At 51.1% G+C, this 21,817-nt stretch carries 18 protein-coding genes, 24 tRNA genes and 1 rRNA gene; 31 read left to right on the top strand and 12 right to left on the bottom strand.

Annotated elements, in window-relative coordinates:
* Positions 1-681: 681 nt before the first annotated feature.
* The 12 genes from noc to rpmH all read right to left on the bottom strand — a co-directional run bounded on the left by noc (position 682) and on the right by rpmH (position 11,752).
* A complete protein-coding gene (gene noc / locus AC27IT_RS23935) occupies positions 682-1,527 on the bottom strand; it encodes a nucleoid occlusion protein (protein ID WP_007779796.1) in 846 nt (281 codons plus the stop codon).
* A 906-nt stretch (positions 1,528-2,433) separates the two neighbouring features.
* Complete coding sequence (locus tag AC27IT_RS23930; protein WP_327944122.1) at positions 2,434-2,994, bottom strand: MgtC/SapB family protein; 561 nt, start codon at positions 2,992-2,994, stop codon at positions 2,434-2,436.
* A gap of 303 nt (positions 2,995-3,297) precedes the next feature.
* Positions 3,298-3,426: a hypothetical protein gene (locus AC27IT_RS23925; protein WP_327944121.1), complete on the bottom strand. Its 129-nt coding sequence runs from the start codon at positions 3,424-3,426 to the stop codon at positions 3,298-3,300.
* A 442-nt stretch (positions 3,427-3,868) separates the two neighbouring features.
* Positions 3,869-4,585 carry a 16S rRNA (guanine(527)-N(7))-methyltransferase RsmG gene (gene rsmG / locus AC27IT_RS23920; protein ID WP_026557681.1) on the bottom strand — a complete coding sequence of 239 codons (717 nt, stop codon included), beginning with the start codon at positions 4,583-4,585 and terminating at the stop codon, positions 3,869-3,871.
* 13 nt (positions 4,586-4,598) lie between these two features.
* Positions 4,599-6,497: a tRNA uridine-5-carboxymethylaminomethyl(34) synthesis enzyme MnmG gene (mnmG, locus tag AC27IT_RS23915; RefSeq protein WP_005828336.1), complete on the bottom strand. Its 1,899-nt coding sequence runs from the start codon at positions 6,495-6,497 to the stop codon at positions 4,599-4,601.
* Positions 6,498-6,603: 106 nt separating this feature from the next.
* Positions 6,604-7,980, bottom strand: a complete 1,377-nt coding sequence (gene mnmE / locus AC27IT_RS23910) for a tRNA uridine-5-carboxymethylaminomethyl(34) synthesis GTPase MnmE (protein WP_005828334.1) — start codon at positions 7,978-7,980, stop codon at positions 6,604-6,606.
* 345 nt (positions 7,981-8,325) lie between these two features.
* Complete coding sequence (gene jag, locus AC27IT_RS23905; RefSeq protein WP_327944120.1) at positions 8,326-8,955, bottom strand: RNA-binding cell elongation regulator Jag/EloR; 630 nt, start codon at positions 8,953-8,955, stop codon at positions 8,326-8,328.
* Complete coding sequence (yidC, locus tag AC27IT_RS23900; RefSeq protein ID WP_007779807.1) at positions 8,952-9,710, bottom strand: membrane protein insertase YidC; 759 nt, start codon at positions 9,708-9,710, stop codon at positions 8,952-8,954. The genes jag and yidC overlap by 4 nt, the downstream gene beginning before the upstream one ends.
* A gap of 37 nt (positions 9,711-9,747) precedes the next feature.
* Complete coding sequence (yidD, locus tag AC27IT_RS23895) at positions 9,748-9,972, bottom strand: membrane protein insertion efficiency factor YidD (protein WP_005828328.1); 225 nt, start codon at positions 9,970-9,972, stop codon at positions 9,748-9,750.
* Between the two features lie 4 nt (positions 9,973-9,976).
* Positions 9,977-10,345, bottom strand: coding sequence for a ribonuclease P protein component (gene rnpA, locus AC27IT_RS23890; RefSeq protein WP_005828326.1), 369 nt, complete (start codon positions 10,343-10,345; stop codon positions 9,977-9,979).
* Positions 10,346-10,486: 141 nt separating this feature from the next.
* The gene (locus tag AC27IT_RS23885; RefSeq protein WP_327944119.1) at positions 10,487-11,455 is read right to left on the bottom strand and encodes a nucleotidyltransferase domain-containing protein; all 969 of its coding nucleotides are present in this window, start codon (positions 11,453-11,455) and stop codon (positions 10,487-10,489) included.
* A gap of 162 nt (positions 11,456-11,617) precedes the next feature.
* Positions 11,618-11,752, bottom strand: coding sequence for a 50S ribosomal protein L34 (gene rpmH, locus AC27IT_RS23880; RefSeq protein WP_005828322.1), 135 nt, complete (start codon positions 11,750-11,752; stop codon positions 11,618-11,620).
* Positions 11,753-12,334: 582 nt separating this feature from the next.
* Between rpmH and dnaA the strand changes: the two genes are divergently transcribed.
* The 31 genes from dnaA to AC27IT_RS23725 all read left to right on the top strand — a co-directional run.
* Complete coding sequence (gene dnaA / locus AC27IT_RS23875) at positions 12,335-13,696, top strand: chromosomal replication initiator protein DnaA (RefSeq protein WP_005828320.1); 1,362 nt, start codon at positions 12,335-12,337, stop codon at positions 13,694-13,696.
* 206 nt (positions 13,697-13,902) lie between these two features.
* On the top strand, positions 13,903-15,042 hold the full coding sequence (dnaN, locus tag AC27IT_RS23870) for a DNA polymerase III subunit beta (RefSeq protein WP_005828319.1): 1,140 nt from the start codon (positions 13,903-13,905) through the stop codon (positions 15,040-15,042).
* Between the two features lie 48 nt (positions 15,043-15,090).
* Positions 15,091-15,306 carry a S4 domain-containing protein YaaA gene (gene yaaA / locus AC27IT_RS23865; RefSeq protein WP_005828317.1) on the top strand — a complete coding sequence of 72 codons (216 nt, stop codon included), beginning with the start codon at positions 15,091-15,093 and terminating at the stop codon, positions 15,304-15,306.
* A 16-nt stretch (positions 15,307-15,322) separates the two neighbouring features.
* Complete coding sequence (recF, locus tag AC27IT_RS23860) at positions 15,323-16,441, top strand: DNA replication/repair protein RecF (protein ID WP_327944118.1); 1,119 nt, start codon at positions 15,323-15,325, stop codon at positions 16,439-16,441.
* Between the two features lie 9 nt (positions 16,442-16,450).
* The gene (remB, locus tag AC27IT_RS23855) at positions 16,451-16,738 is read left to right on the top strand and encodes an extracellular matrix regulator RemB (RefSeq protein ID WP_005828313.1); all 288 of its coding nucleotides are present in this window, start codon (positions 16,451-16,453) and stop codon (positions 16,736-16,738) included.
* 8 nt (positions 16,739-16,746) lie between these two features.
* Positions 16,747-18,663: a DNA topoisomerase (ATP-hydrolyzing) subunit B gene (gene gyrB / locus AC27IT_RS23850; RefSeq protein ID WP_369750389.1), complete on the top strand. Its 1,917-nt coding sequence runs from the start codon at positions 16,747-16,749 to the stop codon at positions 18,661-18,663.
* Positions 18,664-18,888: 225 nt separating this feature from the next.
* Positions 18,889-18,965: transfer RNA gene (locus AC27IT_RS23845), tRNA-Ile, on the top strand.
* 54 nt (positions 18,966-19,019) lie between these two features.
* Positions 19,020-19,095 (top strand) — tRNA-Ala (locus AC27IT_RS23840).
* 39 nt (positions 19,096-19,134) lie between these two features.
* Positions 19,135-19,210 (top strand) — tRNA-Asn (locus AC27IT_RS23835).
* Positions 19,211-19,216: 6 nt separating this feature from the next.
* Positions 19,217-19,292, top strand: a tRNA-Thr gene (locus AC27IT_RS23830).
* Between the two features lie 17 nt (positions 19,293-19,309).
* Positions 19,310-19,383, top strand: a tRNA-Glu gene (locus tag AC27IT_RS23825).
* A gap of 84 nt (positions 19,384-19,467) precedes the next feature.
* A tRNA-Val gene (locus AC27IT_RS23820) sits at positions 19,468-19,543 on the top strand.
* 22 nt (positions 19,544-19,565) lie between these two features.
* A tRNA-Asp gene (locus AC27IT_RS23815) sits at positions 19,566-19,642 on the top strand.
* A 35-nt stretch (positions 19,643-19,677) separates the two neighbouring features.
* A tRNA-Phe gene (locus AC27IT_RS23810) sits at positions 19,678-19,753 on the top strand.
* Between the two features lie 17 nt (positions 19,754-19,770).
* Positions 19,771-19,846, top strand: a tRNA-Thr gene (locus AC27IT_RS23805).
* Positions 19,847-19,895: 49 nt separating this feature from the next.
* Positions 19,896-19,980 (top strand) — tRNA-Tyr (locus tag AC27IT_RS23800).
* Positions 19,981-19,998: 18 nt separating this feature from the next.
* Positions 19,999-20,073 (top strand) — tRNA-Gln (locus AC27IT_RS23795).
* Between the two features lie 6 nt (positions 20,074-20,079).
* A tRNA-Lys gene (locus AC27IT_RS23790) sits at positions 20,080-20,155 on the top strand.
* A gap of 21 nt (positions 20,156-20,176) precedes the next feature.
* Positions 20,177-20,263, top strand: a tRNA-Leu gene (locus AC27IT_RS23785).
* Between the two features lie 24 nt (positions 20,264-20,287).
* Positions 20,288-20,363, top strand: a tRNA-Gly gene (locus AC27IT_RS23780).
* 152 nt (positions 20,364-20,515) lie between these two features.
* Positions 20,516-20,589, top strand: a tRNA-Arg gene (locus AC27IT_RS23775).
* Between the two features lie 16 nt (positions 20,590-20,605).
* Positions 20,606-20,682, top strand: a tRNA-Pro gene (locus AC27IT_RS23770).
* Between the two features lie 18 nt (positions 20,683-20,700).
* Positions 20,701-20,782: transfer RNA gene (locus AC27IT_RS23765), tRNA-Leu, on the top strand.
* Positions 20,783-20,788: 6 nt separating this feature from the next.
* Positions 20,789-20,862, top strand: a tRNA-Gly gene (locus tag AC27IT_RS23760).
* Positions 20,863-20,870: 8 nt separating this feature from the next.
* Positions 20,871-20,959: transfer RNA gene (locus AC27IT_RS23755), tRNA-Ser, on the top strand.
* Positions 20,960-20,983: 24 nt separating this feature from the next.
* Positions 20,984-21,060: transfer RNA gene (locus AC27IT_RS23750), tRNA-Met, on the top strand.
* A gap of 1 nt (position 21,061) precedes the next feature.
* Positions 21,062-21,135 (top strand) — tRNA-Trp (locus AC27IT_RS23745).
* A gap of 23 nt (positions 21,136-21,158) precedes the next feature.
* Positions 21,159-21,234 (top strand) — tRNA-His (locus AC27IT_RS23740).
* Positions 21,235-21,258: 24 nt separating this feature from the next.
* Positions 21,259-21,332 (top strand) — tRNA-Arg (locus tag AC27IT_RS23735).
* 9 nt (positions 21,333-21,341) lie between these two features.
* A tRNA-Leu gene (locus AC27IT_RS23730) sits at positions 21,342-21,426 on the top strand.
* A 272-nt stretch (positions 21,427-21,698) separates the two neighbouring features.
* Positions 21,699-21,817 (top strand): 16S ribosomal RNA (locus AC27IT_RS23725); the annotation flags it as partial.

The raw sequence follows: 21,817 nt of genomic DNA, 5'->3' as shown, positions 1-21,817 counted from the left end.
ACTCGTAGGCTTTCGCGAGGACACGATTCACAACGCCATTTCTCGCAAGCTTTTGGCAATGCCATGATTCGCACGCCATTTTAGCTCGTCAGCTTTTGGCAATGCTATGATTCACACGCCATTTCAGCTCGTAACCATTTGGCAAGCCACGGTTCACAGCGCCGCTTCTATTCGAAATCTATTCGTAAGATCACCATTCACGACGGCACTTCAACCCACAATCTTTTCTCACAGCCTTCATTCTCGCCGCCCTTTTAACTCGACAACTTTTGCAACGCTTCGCCCTTAAATCGCAGGCTTAGCGCAAGGGCACGATTCGGAATATCACTTCAACTGGCGAGCTTTTCCCAAGTCTACGATTTTTGACGCTATTCAACTCGCAAGCTGTTTCCCAAGTCCACCATTCACAACGCAACTTCAACTCACAAGCTTTGCGCAAGGCAACGATCAAAACCGCCTTCAAATCGCAGACTTTTTGCAAGGCCGCGATTCTCAATACGTGTTCAACTCGTAGGCTTTCGCTAGGACACGATTCACCATGCCCACAACTCATGACGAAGCCCATCTCGCCCAAAAGCCACTACCCGAAATCGACTACGCCCTTCTTGCAAAAACAGCCCTTCTCATAGAAGAGAAGGCAGCTAAGCCCTTCGCCTACCATACTTCATGTACACTTGCTTCCTACTTGTTATTTTTCGGAATTCGAATGGTGAATTGATAAAATTCATCATGGTCTTCCTCGTTCGTCTCTACTGGCAAGCCCGTCTGCATGACCATGTCAATCGACTGGCGCACTGTATTGATCGCGATGCGGGCATCTCTGGAGAATGCTTTCCAGCGCGGTTTTGACTCTTTTTCCGCCTTTGGATTTTCCGCCGCTTCCAGAAGCTGCTTGACGCGCACCTCTGTCTGCTTGACATTCCACTCTCGCTCCAGGATTTCTGCCAGCACTTTTACTTGCAGTTCCGCGTCCTTGAGTGGAATCAATGCTCGCGCATGGCGCTCTGTCACCTGGCGAGTCAACAGCGCATCTTGCACCTCCTGCGGCAAATGCAAAAGTCGCAGCTTGTTGGCGATGGTCGACTGCCCTTTTCCCAGACGCTGCGCCAGACTCTCCTGCGTCAAATCGTGCAAATCGATCAGCTTCTGATAGGCAACAGCCTCTTCAATCGCCGTCAGTCCTTCGCGCTGAAGATTTTCAATCAAGGCAATCGAAGCTGTTTGTGCATCGTTGAAATCTTTGATGATCGCAGGAATTTTCTCCATGCCTAACTTTTTTGTTGCGCGCAAACGCCGTTCTCCGGCAATCAACTCGTAGCGGCCGTCTCTCACCCGGACAACGATCGGTTGAATCAGCCCATGAGTGCGAATCGTTTGACACAGCTCGTCGATTTTCTCGTCATCAAAAACCGTTCGAGGCTGATATGGATTTGGCACAATCTCTTCGACTGGAAGCTGCCTGATTTCTTCATTATCTGTCTTGTCTGTCAATCCAAAAATCCGAGAAAATGAATCCTTCACTGCCATAGAAAAATCCCCCACTTCTACCCGTTCCATCGCGCTAATGTAAAACCACTGCTGCTCTGTGCGTAAAGCTTTCGAGACTCCAGCTCTCTAAGCATCTGCCGAAGAACTGAATGCCAACCGGCACGGGCTTCTTCATCAGTCATTCCAAGCCTCGCCGCCATGTCGACGCGACTAGCTGCGCTGCCTTTGCATCATCACCTGCAAAAAGTAATCCTGCGACGCCAAAAGCTGTCTGTAATCAACCGTTTTGCTTAAACAGGCAATCCTGTACAAATTTTTGCGTGGTGAAAACGAAAAACATCCCTCCACGTGAAAAAAAGGTCCTGTCCATTCACATGGCAGAATCTCGGCAAAAAGCTATTTGTCTTTCTGGTGTAAATATCGGCTGGAATTGACTGTTAAAACATATACACATTCGCTAGTCCGCGCGCCTTGCCATTTTGTCAGGCATGACGAAGTGCATCAGCGCCCGCTTCAGGCATTTTTTCGCTAAAAACCCTCCGCTATGCTGCCAGCAGCCGCTCAGAGTTGCATGGGACTGATAGAGTCTCCCTATACCGTTAAGTGGATGCTGCTGTCCGGTGTCCACTGTGAAACGAGGCTAGTTCTTCAGAGCTAGTTTCCGTCCCCCTCGCCTTTCAGATCGTTAGCCACTTAACGCAGAAATGCCCCCTTCCTTGCATTCCCCCATTTTCATTGGAGAATTGCGGTCAACACCCGCGAACAAGGTTCCCAAGCACTACACGATGCACTTCCTGCCAGACTCGTATTGCCTATCCGATCGTTTTGAAAAATCCCCTTTGACCTATTGCCATTTTCTCTGTAAATGACTTAGTTTTCTTTTATATTAGTAATTCTGCAAGCTTCGCCCAATTCCTGCTTGGGAAAAACGTTTCACGTGAAACATCAATCGTGATCGTGGTCATAGAAATTGGCTTTGCCACTGTGTTTTCCCCGCTCTTCCCCACCTATGCTCTCATCGGTAGGATGTGAAATCTTGGTGACAGAAAAGAGCTTGGGAAACAACCGATGGAAGTCCAGAGTCAGGTAGGCAAAAAATGCAGCTACAATCGCCGTTATGTACATGCCCGCACTAAACATCAGTCCGATCGCCGACGCCACCCACATCCCGGCCGCAGTCGTCAAGCCTTTCACTGAGCCGTTGAATTTGATGATCGCCCCCGCCCCCAAAAAACCCATGCCCGTAACCACCTGTGCAGCTACCCTGCCGGGATCGTTGTTCACCCCGCTGGATTGAAAGCCGTAAATGGAGGCCAGTCCAAACAGACAAGATCCGAAACAAACGAGGCTGTAAGTCCGAAAGCCAGCTCCTCGTTGCCTGCTCACGTCTTTAATAAAACGCTCCCGCTCCCACCCCATGATGGCTCCCGCCAAAAAGGCAAAGAACAGCCGCAACAAAATAGTCGGAAGCTCCGGTGGAAAAAGGGAAGTCCACGCTTCTTCCATATCTATCATCCTCTCAGAACGGTAATCGTTATCGTCACTGTTACTCGTATGTATATGCGCCCTGAGAGAGCTGCATGCGCCTAAGCGGTAGATTCATTTTGGCGTGTAAGGACTCGAATGTTGGTTGGTCGCGGGTAAAAGGACTTCTCATAAAGGACCGAAGAAGCTTTGGAGGTCGACTGTCCGCTCGCGCAGGCCACGACTACCTCCACCCGAACTCGCCTCTGCTCACGAGAGTAAGTCGCTTCGTTCCAAACGTTCTGCCGTGAGAAAAGAAAACTTCGCCAACCAAGCCAAAACAGCTTATGGGTCCGAATGTCTGGCTGGTGTCTGGCTGGCTGTCCACCTGCCTGCCTGCCTGTCTGCCTGTCTGTCTGCGTCTGCCTGTCTGCCTGTCTGCCTGTCTGTCTGCCTGTCTGCCTGCTCGCCCACCCCACAACCACCTACACTCCAATTTTCCTCTCTACACACACACATATCCCCTTTAACCTCGCGCTAATCGTTCCTCGCGCACCATGGCCATATAAGAAAAAGAACTTTGACCTAAGCAAAAAAGCCCCAAAAGTTTTCAGGCTGCTTTTCAGACCGCTTTTCAGCCTGTTCCCCAGGCCGCTAGCCACTCTAACTCCCCAAGACCACGCCCGCCTCGCCCAAAAACACCTCCCCACTTACAACACATGCCCACCCCCTCCGTTCCAATCCCACCAATAACGACCGATAGCAAAAAAACTCTACCAAAAACCCTTTAACTCCCTTAGCCCCCTAAAACAATAAAAACCACCTTATCCCCGCTCATCTTCCCCTAACTCTCTCTCCACTTCCCAAAACAAAAAAAGACCGCAGCCCCGCTCTGCGATCTTCTCCAATCCTCTTACTATACCAACGGCTTCTTAGCCGGAACCCCCGCCTTGCGCGGATAGTTTTTCGGCGTCGCCTCTATTTTTTCAATGATGACGATGTTGCGCTCCCCTGCGCCCTCCAGCAGTTGGAACGTCTCCACCTTTCGCGTTTTGCCGCCCAACGTTTTGATCGCCTTTTTCGCTTCGTTCAGCTCAGTCGTAATATCTGCCCCTTTGAGAGCGATAAAATGGCCCTTCGGCTGGGCAAATGGCAGACAAAATTCAGCCAGCAAGTTCAGCCGTGCCACAGCGCGGGCAACTACGAGATCGAACTGCTCGCGATAGCCGGCCTCTTGTCCGCGATCCTCTGCCCGTCCATGGACGGGATGAACGTCTGCCAGCCCCAATTCGCTCGCCACATGCTGCAAAAAGCTCATGCGCTTGTTCAGCGAATCAATAATCGTCATTTTCAGATGCGGAAAGCAAATTTTCAGCGGGATGCTCGGGAAGCCGGCACCGCCGCCAATATCTACGACCGACTTTACCTGGTCAAAAGGGAAGTAAAAGGCAGGCGTGATCGAATCGTAAAAGTGCTTGATGTACACTTGCCCCTCTTCGGTAATGCCCGTCAGATTCATTTTCTCGTTCCATTCCACAAGCAGACGGAAAAATTGGTCAAACTGCTCCTTCTGACGATCCGTTAACGAAATGCCTTGCGCTGCGAGAGCCTCGGCAAACTGTTCTTTGGTCATTTGGCTGATCTCCTTACTCCGCTGCACCTGCGCGTTTATACTCCAGATACACCATCAAAACGGAAATGTCTGCAGGAGTTACCCCTGCGATGCGCGCCGCTTGCCCGATGTTCAAAGGGCGGATTTTGGACATGTTTTCCCGGGACTCTTTGGACAAGCCGGAAATCTGATGGTAGTCGATGTCTGCCGGAATGCGGCGTTCCTCCATCTTTTTCATCCGTTCGACCTGCTGCAAAGACTTTTTAATGTAGCCGTCGTATTTAATCTGGATTTCTACCTGCTCTTTCACTTCCTCCGGCAACGCTTGCGGCGCGGGAACCATCGCTTCGATATGGCTATAAGTCAGCTCCGGGCGGCGCAGCAATTGCGCCAGCTCAATCACTTCTGTCAGTTCTGGCGATCCCGCTGCACGCAACACTTCCTGTACATGCTCCATGTCGGGACGCACGCGCGTATTTTCCACGCGCTCCTTTTCCTGCTCGATCAAGCGGCGTTTTTCGGTAAAACGCTTGTAGCGTTCTTCGCTAATCAAGCCGATTTCGTAGCCGATGTCGGTCAGACGCAGGTCGGCATTGTCATGACGCAAAAGCAGACGATACTCGGCGCGGGAAGTAAGCAGACGATAAGGCTCATGTGTCCCTTTTGTCACCAGGTCGTCGATCAAAACGCCAATGTACGCCTCTTCCCGGCCCAAAATGACTGGCGGTTTGCCCTGAACCCGGCGCGCTGCGTTGATGCCCGCCATCAGCCCTTGACCCGCTGCCTCTTCATACCCCGAAGTTCCGTTGATTTGACCGGCCGTAAACAGGCCAGGCAATTTTTTTGTTTCCAAAGACGGCCACAGTTGCGTCGGCACAATCGAATCGTACTCGATCGCATAGCCTGGGCGCATCATTTTGACTTCTTCCATCCCCGCCATCGAACGCAGCATCGACAACTGCACGTCTTCCGGCAAGCTTGTGGACAAGCCCTGCACGTACATTTCTTCCGTATTCCGCCCTTCCGGCTCCAGGAAGATTTGATGGCGCGGCTTGTCGTTAAAGCGCACGACTTTGTCCTCAATAGACGGGCAGTAACGCGGTCCGGTCCCTTCGATCATGCCCGAGTACATCGGAGCGCGGTGCAGGTTCGAATTGATGAGCCCGTGCGTCTCCTCATTGGTATATGTCAGCCAGCAAGGCAACTGGTCCATGATAAACTCCGTTGTTTCATACGAAAAGGCGCGTGGCACCGAGTCTCCAGGCTGAATCTCCATTTTGGAAAAATCGACGCTGTTTTTGTGCACGCGCGGAGGCGTACCTGTCTTGAAGCGCGTCATTTCAAAGCCGAGTTCTTTCAGATGATGGGCCAGGCGAATCGACGGACGCATGTTGTTCGGGCCGCTCTCGTACTGCAAATCGCCGAGAATGATTTTTCCGCGCAAATACGTTCCGGTCGTCAAAACAACCGATTTTGCCTTGTACCGCGCCCCTGTCTGGGTGATAACCCCTACACAGACACCGTCCTCGACGAGCAGCTCCTCTACCATCGCTTGACGGAGGATCAAATTTGGCGTATTCTCAATCGTTTTTTTCATTTCATGCTGATAGGCGAATTTGTCCGCCTGCGCGCGCAAAGCATGTACAGCAGGACCTTTTCCCGTATTGAGCATGCGCATTTGAATGTGCGTTTTATCGGTATTGCGTCCCATTTCGCCGCCGAGGGCATCCAGCTCCCGCACGACGTGGCCTTTTGCCGGTCCACCTACCGACGGGTTGCACGGCATGTACGCAACAGCGTCCAGGTTGATCGTCAAAAGCAACGTGCTGCAGCCCATGCGCGCCGCCGCCAAAGCCGCTTCACAGCCGGCATGACCTGCCCCGATTACGATGACGTCAAACGAGCCCGCTTCATACGCAGGTACAACGTTCATTTTTGTTTTCCCCCTTACTCGTGAGTGACTCTCTCGCACACGACTTCCTTTTAAACAGGACGATGTGTCCTGCAAATACTTCTATGCTGCGTCCATTTCGCTTCGATTACTTGCCCAGACAAAACTGAGAGAAAATCTGGTCGATCAAATCTTCGCCGACACTCTCCCCAATCACTTCGCCGAGCAGCTCCCACGACTTTTTGATGTCGATCTGGATCATGTCGACAGGCATCAAATCATCAATTCCGGCCAGCGCCTCGTCAATCGCTTTTTCAGCCTGGCGAAGCAGTTGAATATGACGGGCATTGCTCACATAGGTCAAATCATCCTGCTGCACGCGTCCACTGAAGAAAATGTCCCCGATCGCCTGCTCCAGCAAGTCGATGCCCTTCTCTTCACGCGCGGAGGTCATGATGAGCGGCTGCTGCGGGAAGTGACGCTTGATCTCTTCCAGGTCCACTTTTTGCGGCAAGTCGAACTTGTTTACGATCACGATGACCTGAAAGCCTTTTGCCGCTTCAAAAATCGCATAGTCGTCAGCCGTGAGCGGCTCATTGTAATTGACGACGAGCAGAACAAGATCAGCCTTTTGCAAAAGCTGACGCGATTTTTCCACCCCGATTTTCTCCACGATATCTTCCGTATCGCGAATCCCTGCCGTATCAATGAGACGCAGAGGAACCCCGCGCACGTTGACGTACTCTTCAATCACGTCACGAGTCGTTCCGGCCACATCGGTGACGATTGCTTTTTCCTCCTGAACGAGACTGTTCAGAAGAGAGGACTTTCCTACATTCGGCCGCCCGATAATCGCCGTAGACAAGCCTTCGCGCAATATTTTCCCTTGCTTGGCTGTCTGCAAAAGCCGCTGAATCTCGCCTTTTACCTCCTGGCATTTTCCGCGCAGGAAGTTTTGCGTAAACTCCTCGACGTCATGCTCGGGATAGTCCAGCGTTACTTCTATATGCGCCATGGCTTCAATCAAATTTTGGCGCAACTGTCGAATGAGCCGCGACAGCTTGCCCTCTACCTGGTTCAAAGCCACCTTCATCGCTCTGTCTGTTTTCGCCCGGATCAAATCAATCACGGCCTCAGCCTGAGACAAATCGACGCGTCCGTTTAAAAACGCACGCTTCGTAAATTCGCCCGGCTCCGCCAGTCTGGCGCCGTTATCCAGAATCAGCTCCAACACCTTTTCAACGGACACGATTCCTCCGTGGCAGTTTACCTCCACTACATCCTCTCGCGTGAACGTACGCGGAGCCTTCATCACAGACACAAGCACCTCTTCCACCCGTTCACCCGTTTCTGGATCGTACAGGTGACCGTAGTGGATCGTATGGCTATCCACTGTGGACAACCGCTGTTTTCCTTTATATATCTTATCCACAACGTCGATCGCTTCCGCACCGCTTACCCGAATGACGGCGATGCCGCCTTCGCCCATCGGTGTCGCAACCGCTGCTATTGTATCGAATTTCATGACCTTCACCTCAAGCTTTCCAATCAGACAAGTCAGCCACTAACTTACTAGCTTAACAGATCGCCCTGAAAAATTCCAAATGAAAGTGCAAATTTTGCACGCTCTCCTTCCCCAACCAGAAAAAGCAACCCCGCCGTCCAAGGTTGCTGTCCGTTCTCGTTATCCACAGTATGATCTTTTTGCGAAAAGCTCAACCCTTCCCGCGCTTATCCACAGTGGACAACTGTTTTTGGCGGCCACGCTGCAAGCGCGCACGTCGCAATTTGTCGATTTTCCTCGCTCTCGCGCCCGCTCCAACTGGCGAACCGTTCTCCGTCTATTTCGAGCGAAGCCAAAAAAAGAAGCCTAACGAGAGGCTTCTTTCGGTGCAATGACGATATATCGGTTTGGCTCGTCTCCTTCGCTGAAGGTGACGACATCCGCTCTTTTTTGCAGGAAGGCGTGAATTACTTTGCGCTCCGCGGCTGACATCGGCTCCAGCCGCACGTCCCGCCTGGTCGACAGAGCCTTTTTCGCGACACGGTCAGCGAGCTGCTCCAATGTTTCCTTGCGGCGCATCCTGTAATTTTCCGCATCCAAGGTGATGCGTACATGTTTGTCCGCATGACGGTTCGCTACGACGTTTACGAGATACTGTAAGGAATCCAGAGTTTGCCCTCTGCGGCCAATGATAATTCCCAGGTTGCTGCCCTGGATATCAAACAGGATGCCCTCTTCATTAGTACGAGTCTCCACTTTGGCGTTCACCTTCATGTTAGACAAAACATCTTGAAGAAAGTCACGTCCCTGTGCAATCGGGTCAAAATGAAATTCCACTTCCACTTTGGCGTCCTTGGCCCCAATCAGTCCAAAAAGGCCCCTGCTCGGCTCCTCCAGAACGCGGATACTCGCCTTTTCACGCGGTACACCCAATTCCAGCAAAGCTTTTTGCACAGCATCGTCTATCGTTTTTGCCGTAGCTACCACCTTTTTCACTTGGAGGTTCCCTCCTTGGGAGTAAGCTTATTGCCTTTATCACGATACAGGAAGTACGTTTGTACGATGGTAAACAGGTTGCCGTAAACCCAGTACAGAGACAGCGCAGATGGCAATGTGACGGCGATGGCCAAAATCATCAGCGGCATCATGACCAGCATCATTTGCATTTGCGGGTTGCCCTGTGTCGCTTGTCCCATCATTTTCGACTGCAGGTACGTCGTAATCGCAGCGATGATCGGCAAGATGTAGTACGGGTCTTTTTCACCCAAAGTCAGCCAGAGGAACGTTTGCGTCTTGATTTCCTCCGTCCGGATGATGGCATGGTAAAAGGCGATCAGGATAGGCATTTGCACCAGCATCGGCAAGCAACCAGCGAGTGGATTGACGCCGTTTTTCTGGAAGACAGCCATTGTTTCCTGTTGCGCTTTTTGCGGATCGTTTTTATACTTCTCACGAATTTTTTGCATCTCCGGTTGAAGCTCTTGCATTTTCTTGGAGCTCTTGATTTGCTTGACCATCAATGGCAGCACAATCAAACGGATGATGACTGTCGCTACCAGGATACCGAAACCGTAGTTGTCTCCAAGCACCAAAGCGCTTTCTTTAATCAACCAGGACAAGGGATATACGAGATACTTGTCCCAGAAGCCGGTTGCGTCAGGGCCGATAGGCTCAGCAGTCGCCGGGTTACAGCCTGACAGCACAAGAACCAGCATAGTCAGCATTAGCATGCTGAGGGTACGTCTACTCAAGGGTGATCCTCCTTTTCCCCGCTTCAATGAGGTATGCTTATTTGCGTTGATCCGGAACTGGATCAAACCCGCCCGGGTGGAACGGATGACATTTCAGGATGCGACGAAGAGCCAGCCAGCCTCCACGCCACGCCCCAAACCGGCGAACCGATTCGATAGCGTAGTGCGAGCAGGTGGGCGCGAATCTGCATGTAGGAGGTTTCAGCGGAGAAATAAACAACTGGTATCCGCGGATCAACCAAACCATGACTTTCGCAATCATCGTTTCACCCTCTTTTTCCATTATGTACGGGTGCCCGTTTGATTACTTTGGCGCGCTTCATCACGTGCAACAGAGATTGCTCAATGGCTTCAAGCGACATGGCTTCCACTCCCGGACGGGCGATGATGACAAGATCGAGGCCGAGTGGAATGTCTGACTCCAGCCGCGCTACCGCTTCGCGAATCAGCCGTTTGACTCTGTTGCGGATAACAGCGTTACCAATTTTTTTGCTGACAGAAATTCCGGCGCGAAAAGCAGCCTGTCCCTCTTGTTTGGCTGAATACAGGACAAATTGCTTGTTGGCAGCCGAAGTTCCTCGTTGAAACACTGCTTGAAAGTGCTCATTTTTTTTGAGCCGGTGTGAACGATGCAAGGTAAACAACCCCTAACATCACAATTATAGTAGAAAACGTAAACAGCATCTACCAGTATATCCTTGTTTCGTCCACTTTTTTCCCCAAAGTCTGCGCACTTTGTGCGAAAATCAAAAAACACCAGGGAAAATCAGGGAAAATTAGTCTATTTTTGCGATCAGCTCGGCCTTTGCCCTGCGCAGCTCAGAGACTCCCAGCTCATCCATCTGGAAAAAACCAAGTTCCAAAAGCGCCTCGCCCAACTCGGGCGGCAGCTCTCCCCAATGCTCCTCCCACCAGTTGCCCTCGTCCGTGCTGGAATACAGCCACACGGCCTCGGAAAACAGCAGAAAGCCCGCCTCTACGTACTGGCCTTGTCGCAGCAGCCTGTCGATCTTTCGCTTCAATAGAACGTCATTCTCTGCTCCCAGCGAAAACGTCTCCTGACCGCGGCGCGTTTTCAAATGGGCACGATAGGCCGCAAGCACCGCCAGCCCATCCATGAGCGCCTCTTTTGTCTGATACGTCTCCGCAAAACACTGCTCAAGCGCTGTCCATTCGCCCAGCTCCCGCAGCAACTGATACAGCGCACGATCGCTGAGCTTTCCATGCGAAACGCAAGCGATCAGTTGCAAAGCTTCCAACCAGCCGGCCCACTCAAGCAGGGCAACTGAATAAAAGCGTCCTTCTGCAAGCGCCTCATCTCCGCTCCGCTCATACGCCGCAATCGCCGCCTTCACCTGGCCAATCATCTTTTGCCGAGCCTCTTCCGATTCGAGGTAATCTTGCATCTGCACAAACCAGCCCGTAAAACGAGCCGTGGGATCGGCAATCAGCCGGGCCTCCTGCAAATACCGCCACGCCCACGGGTTGGCACGCACGTCCTCTATCGTCGGCACTGAATGCACGTGAAGCTGAATCAGTTGCCCGCGAAACTGGCGGTTTTCACTTCGATGTTCAGAGGCTCCCTCCATGAACACATTCAGGTCGAGATCGCTGAAGGCGTCTGCTTCCCCCCTCCCGACCGAACCGCCCGCATAGGCGCATACCATCCCCGAAAGCGATAGCTGCTCGACAAAGTCACGGCCCAACTCAATAAAAAAGTCGGTTTCATCCTTATAAGGCTTCATCGGTTCCTCCCGCTCTTTGCTATGCTGCAAGAGCCTTTCCATAGCTAGGTAATGATTCTCCCCCAAGAAAGGTTCCACATCGCGGTTAGACTTCCTCTTCACACCTTAAAAAGAATTTTCCGACATCATTGCGCAAACAAAAAGGCCACTGGAAATGTGGCCTTACGCGGAAAGAACTTTTCTACCTTTTTGACGACGAGCAGCCAAAATTTTACGGCCGTTTTTTGTGCTCATGCGCTTACGGAATCCATGATCCTTTTTGCGCTTGCGATTGTTAGGATTAAAAGATGGTTTCATTTCGTATTACACCTCCGTCTCGCACAGACATTCTTTTGCATTATAAGGACATATAGTAAAAAAGTCAAGCGACAGTGGAATTTCGTTACCAAGGCAAATATCCCCATAAAACTATTTCCCGGATCTGTGGATATCATCTTATCCACAAAAGCAGATTTCGACAAGTTTATCTACAGCTTGTACACAAAATATAGATATGTGAATATGTGCCTGGTACCAGTGGTTGTGTTTGTGGATAAGTATGAAAAAACCATTGATGCCATGCCTTATATCTGTTATTATGTTTTTGTTTTGAAGCGTGAATAACTCCGATAGGCTAATCGGTTTTTCCACAGGGTGTGGATAAGTTTGTGGACAGATTCCTTCCTATGTGTATGTCGTTACTCACAGGGATGCGGATAACCGTCTGCTTTTTTTCTCTTCTACGAGCGGAATCCCTATTTTTCGACTTTTTTTATCCACAGTCGCTGTAAACGACCGTGTTGACAATTGGGTCACACATATGAGGTTTTTTGCAATTGCTATCGTTTGTTTCTTATCGGTGATTTTATTTTTCGGACGGCCCAAAAGGAGGGATTCTGGTTGGATGCAGCGATTAGCGAACTATGGCGCAAAGTTCTCGCCAAGATAGAAAAATCGCTAAGCAAACCAAGTTTTGATACCTGGCTCAAAGCGACGAGAGCAACAACCTTGGAAGAGGATGCACTGATCGTCGTCGCGCCCAACGACTTTGCGAGGGATTGGCTTGAAACCAGGTACGCTCAACTGATTACCGATACACTATATGAAGTGACAGGTATCAATATGAAGGTAAAATTCGTCGCCCTGCAAAATCAGGACGCCGCATTTGCCGAAGAACAACCAGCCCCGCGGGTGAAAATGAGCGCTCCGCCCTCAGCAGCGGATGACCAGCCACCCAGCATTTTAAATCCCAAGTACACCTTTGACACCTTCGTCATCGGTGCCGGGAACCGATTCGCTCACGCCGCTTCGCTTGCGGTCGCTGAAGCTCCTGCTAAAGCTTACAATCCTCTCTTCATTTACGGAGGAGTCGGACTTGGCAAAACCCACTTGATGCACGCAATTGGCCATTATGTCATTCAACACAATCCATCGGCGAAAGTGGTCTATTTGTCGTCAGAGAAGTTCACCAATGAATTCATCAACTCTATTCGCGACAACAAGGCCGTTGAATTCCGCAATAAGTACCGGAGTGTAGACGTTCTTTTAATTGATGATATTCAGTTTTTGGCAGGCAAGGAATCGACGCAGGAAGAGTTTTTCCATACGTTTAATGCCCTGCACGAAGAAAGCAAGCAGATCATTATCTCCTCTGACCGGCCTCCCAAGGAGATTCCGACTCTGGAGGATCGTCTGCGCTCCCGCTTTGAATGGGGACTCATTACCGACATTCAGCCGCCAGATTTGGAAACGCGGATTGCCATTTTGCGCAAAAAGGCAAAAGCTGAGAATCTCGACATCCCGAATGAGGTAATGGCGTACATCGCGAACCAGATCGACAGCAACATCCGCGAGCTGGAAGGCGCCCTGATCCGCGTCGTGGCTTACTCTTCGCTGATTAATCGCGACATTGATACGCAGTTGGCCGCTGAAGCGCTGAAAGACATCATTCCGTCTTCTCGCCCTCGCGTCATTACGATCATGGACATCCAGCGCGCAGTCGGAGAAGCCTTTAGCCTCAAGCTGGAAGACTTCAAGGCGAAAAAGCGAACCAAAACCGTCGCTTTTCCGCGGCAAATTGCCATGTATTTGTCTCGCGAGCTGACAGATGCCTCTTTGCCGAAAATCGGGGACGAATTTGGCGGACGCGACCATACGACCGTCATTCACGCACACGAAAAAATCTCTCGGGCGCTGGCAAGCGACCCGCAGATGCAGACTACGATTCAGTCGCTCATTGAAAAGTTAAAAGCAAACCATTAAACCTGTGCATAACGCAAAAAGCCTATACACAACTTACCCACATGTGTATAGGCTATCTTTTACGTTATCAATCCACATATCCACAAATCCACAGGCCCTATTACTACTTCTGTTTAAAAAGATTTATCCTAATAAGATATGATAAAGACGCAGCCATTATGCATAGCCACTTAAAAAATGGCGCAGATAGAGGGAGGATCACGTTGATGCATATTACCGTTCAGCGAGACAAGCTGTCTAACGCCGTGTCACATGTCAGCAAAGCGGTTTCCAGCAGAACCACCATTCCGATTTTGACTGGGATTAAGATAAAGACGGATGATGAGGGACTTACTCTGACTGCAAGCGATTCGGATGTATCCATCGAGGTGCAGATTCCTTTGGAAGAAGCGGGAGAATGGGGAGTAACGATCCATCAGCATGGGAGCATTGTTTTGACAGCGCGCATTTTCAGCGAAATCGTGCGCAAGCTGCCAAGCAACGAGATTCACATTCAGGTAGACGACCGTCTCGTTACGCAAATCCGTTCGGGACAAGCCGAATTCACCATTAACGGAATGGATGCCAGCGAGTATCCTCAACTGCCGCATCTGGAAGAAGACAAAGTTTTCAGCGTTCCCTGTGACTTGCTGAAAGCCATGATCCGGCAAACCGTTTTTGGCGTCTCTACTTCCGAAATGCGTCCGATCTTGACTGGACTCATGTGGTCCCTGGAACAAGGCAAGCTGCGCTTTGTCGCTACTGACAGTCACCGTCTGGCCAGCCGTACTGCGATGGTAGAATGCCCGGAAGACTTGTCCTTCCACAACGTAGTCGTGCCAGGAAAAAGCTGCAACGAACTGGTGAAAATTCTCGATGACGACCAAAACCCGGCTGACATCGTCGTAGCCGACAATCAGATTTTGGTGAAGTCCAAGCACATTTTGTTCTATTCCCGTCTGCTGGAAGGAACTTACCCGGACACGACCAGAATCATCCCGCAAGGCAGCAAAACCGAGATTACCGTCAGCACCAAGGAATTTTTGCAATCAATTGAGCGCGCTTCCTTGCTCAGCCGCGAAGGCAAATCGAACGTGGTCAAGCTGGTTACATTGCCGGACGGCAGCGTGGAGATCACTTCCAACGCACCGGAAATCGGTAAAGTTACGGACATTTTGACGCCAAAAGCCACGAACGGTGAAGAGCTGAAGATTTCCTTCAACGCGAAGTACATGATTGACGCCTTGCGTGCGATCGACAGCGCCGAGATCAAAGCCAGCTTTACCGGCCCGATGAGTCCGTTCGTGATTCGTCCGACAGACCACGACTGGATGCTGCATTTGATCCTGCCAGTCCGTACTTACTAGGTCTTTTTCGTAAAAAAGTTCTTTTTCGTAAAAGAAAGGAGCCAAACCATGCGTGAGGTTTCCATCAACACCGAATACATTGCGCTCGGCCAATTTTTGAAGCTGGCTGACGTCATTGACACAGGCGGCATGGCTAAAGCGTTTTTGGCAGAAGTGCCGATCAAGATCAATGGCGAGTTGGACAACCGGCGCGGCCGCAAGCTATATCCTGGCGATGAAGTGGCGATTGAAGGCCATGGCCGCTTTCAAGTGGTACGCCGCTGAGAGGAGAGCGTGATTCTTGTTTCTCAAGAACCTGTCGCTAACCAACTATCGCAACTACCAATCCTTGTCCTTGGATTTTGACGGACCGATCCAGTTGTTCATCGGGAACAACGCCCAAGGGAAAACTAATGCACTCGAGTCGATATACGTTCTGGCTCTGGCCAAATCCCACCGCACGCCCCGAGACAAGGAGCTGATTGCGTGGGATGCCGATTACGCCACGATCCGTAGCGATGTTCTTCGTCGCTACGGTTCTGTTCGTTTGGAGCTGCAGTTGACAACCAAGGGAAAGCGGGCCAAAATCAACGGAATGGAGCAGCAAAAGCTGAGCGCCTACGTGGGAGCTTTGAACGTAGTCATGTTTGCGCCGGAGGACCTGTCCATTGTAAAAGGAGCGCCTGCCCAGCGTAGGCGTTTCATTGACATGGAAATTGGCCAAGTTTCGCCCACCTATCTGTATTATTTGAGCAACTACAACAAGGTGCTGGCTCAGCGGAACCAACTGCTGAAGGACTTGGCGATGAAAAAAAGCCATTCGCTGGAAATGCTGGCAATTTGGAATACCCAACTGGCCGATTTAGCGGTAAAATTGTTGAGGAAGCGATTTGAGTTTCTGCGCAAGCTGGAGGTGTGGGCGCAGGAGATCCACACCGGCATTACCAGCGGCAGGGAAATGCTTTCTTTGCATTACGTGAACTCATCGCCCGTTACGGATGAAATGTCGGCAGAGCAAGCGGTTGAAAAAATGCTGGCTGCCTATGAAGAGGTTCGCGACCGGGAAATTATGCGCGGAAGCACGCTGATCGGACCGCACCGCGATGATTTTTCACTCAAAGTGAACAACATGGATGTCCAGACGTACGGTTCGCAAGGGCAGCAGCGCACGAGCGCCCTGTCCATCAAATTGGCCGAAATTGAGCTGATTAAAGAAGAAGTCGGGGAATACCCCGTTCTTTTGTTGGATGATGTCTTGTCAGAGTTGGATGAACATCGGCAAACCCTGCTGCTCGAAACCATTCAGGATCGGGTTCAGACGTTTGTAAGCACGACAGGTGTGGAAGGCTTAAAGCATCAGGTTCTCCAGCAAGCCTCTCGGTTTTACGTGAAGGAAGGGACAATCTCGGGAGAAAGGTAGGGGTCAGGGATGTTTATTCACATTGGTGGAGATACTGTGGTGAGCACTAAGGAAGTTATTTCCATCCTCGACCATCAAACCGTGAAATCCTCGAAGGTCAACAAGGCTTTCCTGGAGGAAAAGCGGAAAACGATTGTCGATCACAGCGTGGAAGAAACAAAATCTTATGTAATCACCCAGGACGCCATTTACTGTTCACCTATTTCTTCTCTGACGCTAAAGCGACGCGCTCAGTTCGTGGACAGCTTGGATCAGTTTCCCTTTGTACAAGCTGAAGTGGAGGAGTTGACAGAGTAGTGGATCAAGTGACGACGAACGATACAAACTATGATGCGAGTCAGATTCAGGTTCTGGAAGGTCTGGAAGCTGTTCGGAAACGTCCCGGCATGTATATCGGCTCGACCAGCAGCCGCGGTTTGCATCACCTGGTATGGGAGATTGTCGACAATGCTATCGACGAGGCGCTTGCCGGTTATTGCGACAACATCTTGGTGGTCATTCATCCGGACAACTCCGTATCTGTAACTGATAACGGCCGGGGAATCCCGACCGGCATCCATGAAAAAACCGGGAAATCAACCGTTGAGACGGTTTTGACTGTCCTGCACGCCGGCGGAAAATTCGGCGGTGGCGGATACAAAGTCTCCGGCGGTCTGCACGGGGTAGGTAGCTCGGTAGTGAACGCGCTATCTGAATGGATGGAAGTAGAAGTAAAGCAAAACAACAAAATTCACTATATGCGCTTTACAGTCGGAACGCCTGATGCTGATCTTGCCGTCATTGGCGAGACAGAGGAGACGGGAACAAAAGTCACCTTCAAGCCAGATCCGACGATTTTTACGGAAACGACTGTTTTTGAATACGACGTTTTGCAAAAACGTATTCGCGAGCTCGCCTTCCTGAACAAAGGGCTGCGCATTACGCTGAAGGATACGCGCCCGGACCAGGAGCGGGAAGAATCGTTCCACTATGAGGGCGGTATCGTACAGTTCGTGGAATACTTGAATAAAAACCGGGAACCGTTGCACGAAGAGGTCATTTACTGCGAGGGCGAAAAAGACGGCCTTTTCGTTGAGGTTGCTCTGCAGTACAACGACAGCTATGTGAGCAACATCTACTCGTTCGCCAACAACATCAACACGCATGAGGGCGGAACGCACGAAACAGGCTTCAAGACAGCTCTTACCCGTGTCATTAACGACTACAGCCGCAAATTCAATCTCCTGAAGGAAAAAGATCCGAACCTCTCCGGCGATGACGTGCGCGAAGGGATTACGGCGATCATTTCCGTGAAGATTCAGGAGCCGCAGTTTGAAGGGCAGACGAAAACCAAGCTCGGCAATTCGGAAGCGCGCAGCATTACCGAATCTGTCTTTGGCGATCGCTTCAGCACCTTTATGGAGGAAAATCCGGGCGTAGCGAAAAAAGTGGTGGAGAAAGCCCTGATGGCTTCCCGTGCTCGTGAAGCAGCGCGGAAAGCCCGTGAAATGACTCGCCGTAAAAGTGCGCTCGAAGTCAGCGCTTTGCCGGGTAAATTGGCGGACTGCTCTTCGAAGGACGCTTCGGAATCCGAACTGTTCATCGTTGAGGGGGACTCCGCGGGCGGTTCTGCGAAGTCCGGCCGCGATCGCCATTTCCAGGCCATTCTTCCTTTGCGTGGAAAAGTGCTGAACGTAGAGAAAGCGCGCTTGGACAAAATTCTCGGCAACAACGAGATTCGCATGATTATTACTGCGCTCGGCACCGGGGTAGGCGAAGATTTTGACATTACAAAAGCGCGCTACCACAAAGTTGTGATTATGACGGACGCGGACGTGGACGGCTCGCATATTCGCACGCTGCTGCTGACGTTCTTCTACCGTTACATGCGTCAGCTCATCGAAGCGGGGTACATTTATATCGCGCAGCCGCCGCTCTACAGCATCAAGCAAGGCAAGACGCTGCATTACGCGTATAACGACAAGCAGCGCGATGAAATACTCGCGACCCTCAAGGCTACACCGAAGCCAAGCGTCCAGCGCTACAAAGGGTTGGGCGAGATGAATGCTGACCAATTGTGGGAGACGACAATGGACCCTGCCATGCGCACGCTCCTGCAAGTGAACCTGGAAGACGCCATGGAAGCAGACATGGTGTTTGAGACGCTCATGGGCGACGAAGTAGAGCCGCGCAGGGAGTTTATCGAGCAACACGCGGCATCTGTAAGGGATTTGGACATTTAAGCTTTGAAATAGATTCGGTATATGGCAAGAAGGCTCAGCGATCCAGGCGGTATGAAAATGGCTTCAACAGGCGGTTTGCGCTGAACGAAGCTATTATTTTGCTGAGCTTTGGATAGCTGAGTCTGCCTTCTTGCAAAAAAATTCACTGTCGCACGATAAAAAAATCAAAAATTCTATTGCAATGAATTAAAATGTATGCTAGATTAAAGATCCAGGAAGTGATACGGGCCTATAGCTCAGTTGGTTAGAGCGCACGCCTGATAAGCGTGAGGTCGGCTGTTCGAGTCAGCCTAGGCCCACCACTTATACAAGGCGATAGCGCCGGATGCGACATCGCTTCTCCATTTTTGGAAAATGGGGCTGTAGCTCAGTTGGGAGAGCGCCTGCCTTGCAAGCAGGAGGTCATCGGTTCGATCCCGTTCAGCTCCACCAATATACTCCTATAGGCAATTGGCCTGGATGTCCTAATGTTCCTCGGTAGCTCAGTTGGTAGAGCAATCGGCTGTTAACCGATCGGTCGGCGGTTCGAGTCCGTCCCGAGGAGCCATATCACGCTCCTGTAGCTCAGTCGGTAGAGCGTTTCCATGGTAAGGAAGAGGTCGCAGGTTCGATTCCTGTCGGGAGCACCAGAAATGATTACGAACATGGCCCGTTGGTGAAGCGGTTTAACACAGCAGCCTTTCACGCTGTCATACAGGGGTTCGAATCCCCTACGGGTCACTTATACACCCAACTAGTTGTTGGGGTCCCCGCAAAGTACTCGGTGTTGCTACAACGCAATCTCTTCACTTTGTGGGGTACTTTGGAGGCTTAGCTCAGCTGGGAGAGCATCTGCCTTACAAGCAGAGGGTCGGCGGTTCGATCCCGTCAGCCTCCACCATTTTCACGAATGACAAAAACATGGAGCTGTGGTGAAGTTGGAGTTCACGCCGGTCTGTCACACCGGAGGTCGCGGGTTCGAGTCCCGTCAGCTCCGCCATTATTCAAAAAGTAATGGTGGACTCACATACACGAGGCTCGGTAGCTCAGTCGGTAGAGCAGAGGACTGAAAATCCTCGTGTCGGCGGTTCGATTCCGTCCCGAGCCACCATGAAATAAACTGAACATGCCGGTATAGCTCAATTGGTAGAGCACCTGACTTGTAATCAGGGGGTTGTGGGTTCAAGTCCTATTGCCGGCACCATTTTCATCCTTTCGAGCAAAGAGCAATCCGTGCTTACGAAGGACAAGCTGGGGAGATAGTGAAGTGGCTAAACACGGCAGACTGTAAATCTGCTCCCTCCGGGTTCGGCGGTTCGAATCCGTCTCTCCCCACCATCTTTACTTCATGGCTATTGGGGTATAGCCAAGCGGTAAGGCAACGGACTTTGACTCCGTCATTCCTAGGTTCAAATCCTAGTACCCCAGCCATAATGAGAGCCATTAGCTCAGTTGGTAGAGCATCTGACTTTTAATCAGAGGGTCGAAGGTTCGAGTCCTTCATGGCTCACCAGTATTTTTGACAAGTAGATATGCGGTCGTGGCGGAATTGGCAGACGCGCTAGATTCAGGTTCTAGTGGTGGCAACACCGTGGAGGTTCAAGTCCTCTCGACCGCACCAACCCATCCTATGATGGATGAAAATGCGGACGTAGCTCAATTGGTAGAGCGTCGCCTTGCCAAGGCGAAGGTCGCGGGTTCGAGACCCGTCGTCCGCTCCATCAATGTTCTCGGGTCTCTCACCCGTTCCGGGTTTACCCTGGAAGAACATCAAGGAAGAGTGTCACGGGCACTTCCGATCTGGCTTTGCAGGCAGCGTTTTGACGCAGCAGCGCCAGAAAGAAGCGAGACCCGTCGTCCGCTCCATTATCATGTGCCCTTAGCTCAGCCGGATAGAGCGTTTGACTACGAATCAAAAGGTCGGGAGTTCGAATCTCTCAGGGCACGCTTTTCTTTATATAGTCGGGAAGTAGCTCAGCTTGGTAGAGTACTTGGCTTGGGACCAAGGGGTCGCAGGTTCGAATCCTGTCTTCCCGACCAGTTTTTCCAATTTGATATGCCGGTGTGGCGGAATGGCAGACGCGCGCGACTCAAAATCGTGAGGGAAACCGTGGGGGTTCAAGTCCCTTCACCGGCACCATATTTTGCGGGTGTAGTTCAATGGTAGAACTCCAGCCTTCCAAGCTGGTCGCGTGGGTTCGATTCCCATCACCCGCTCCATTTTTTGCGGAGGGATACCGAAGTGGTCATAACGGGGCGGTCTTGAAAACCGTTAGGGTGCAAGCCCACGGGGGTTCGAATCCCTCTCCCTCCGCCATTCTCATTCCTACCTGATGTTCGTGGCGGCGTAGCTCAGATGGCTAGAGCGTTCGGTTCATACCCGAAAGGTCGGGGGTTCGATCCCCTCCACCGCTACCATAGGGGCATAGTTTAACGGTAGAACGAAGGTCTCCAAAACCTTTGGTGTGGGTTCGATTCCTACTGCCCCTGCCAAAAGTGTATAGTTACTATTCATGGCGGTCGTGGCGAAGGGGTTAACGCACCGGATTGTGGCTCCGGCACTCGTGGGTTCAAGTCCCATCGATCGCCCCATTTTTATTTTAACTAACGATATATGTCTCAGTAGCTCAGCTGGATAGAGCATCCGCCTTCTAAGCGGACGGTCGGGAGTTCGAACCTCTCCTGAGACGTTTTTACATGCGGTCGTGGTGGAATTGGCAGACACACCATCTTGAGGGGGTGGCGGGGCGACCCGTGCGAGTTCGAGTCTCGCCGACCGCACCACTAAATAATTTCAATGAGTTTTCAAAAAAGCTCTTGAAATTACGAAGTGAACATGATATATTAAAAGTCCGCTCGCGATTGCTAGATTTAAGGCGAGTGAACAAAAGTAAATGTCACCTAAAAAAGCTCTTGACTTTGATAGGTGGACATGATAAGATGAAGCTCCGCTCCGCTGAGTGGACGCAATCGAAAATGCTCTTTGAAAACTGAACAGCGAAAGCGTTGATGAGTCTATCATTAATGATTTGCCAGCTTTGAACCAGAAACAAACTTTATTGGAGAGTTTGATCCTGGCTCAGGACGAACGCTGGCGGCGTGCCTAATACATGCAAGTCGAGCGAGTCCCTTCGGGGGCTAGCGGCGGACGGGTGAGTAACACGTAGGCAACCTG

The organism is Brevibacillus sp. YAE8, from assembly GCF_057543335.1.
The sequence above is the reverse complement of the archived record's forward strand: the minus strand, read 5'-3'. Positions and strand labels throughout refer to the sequence as shown.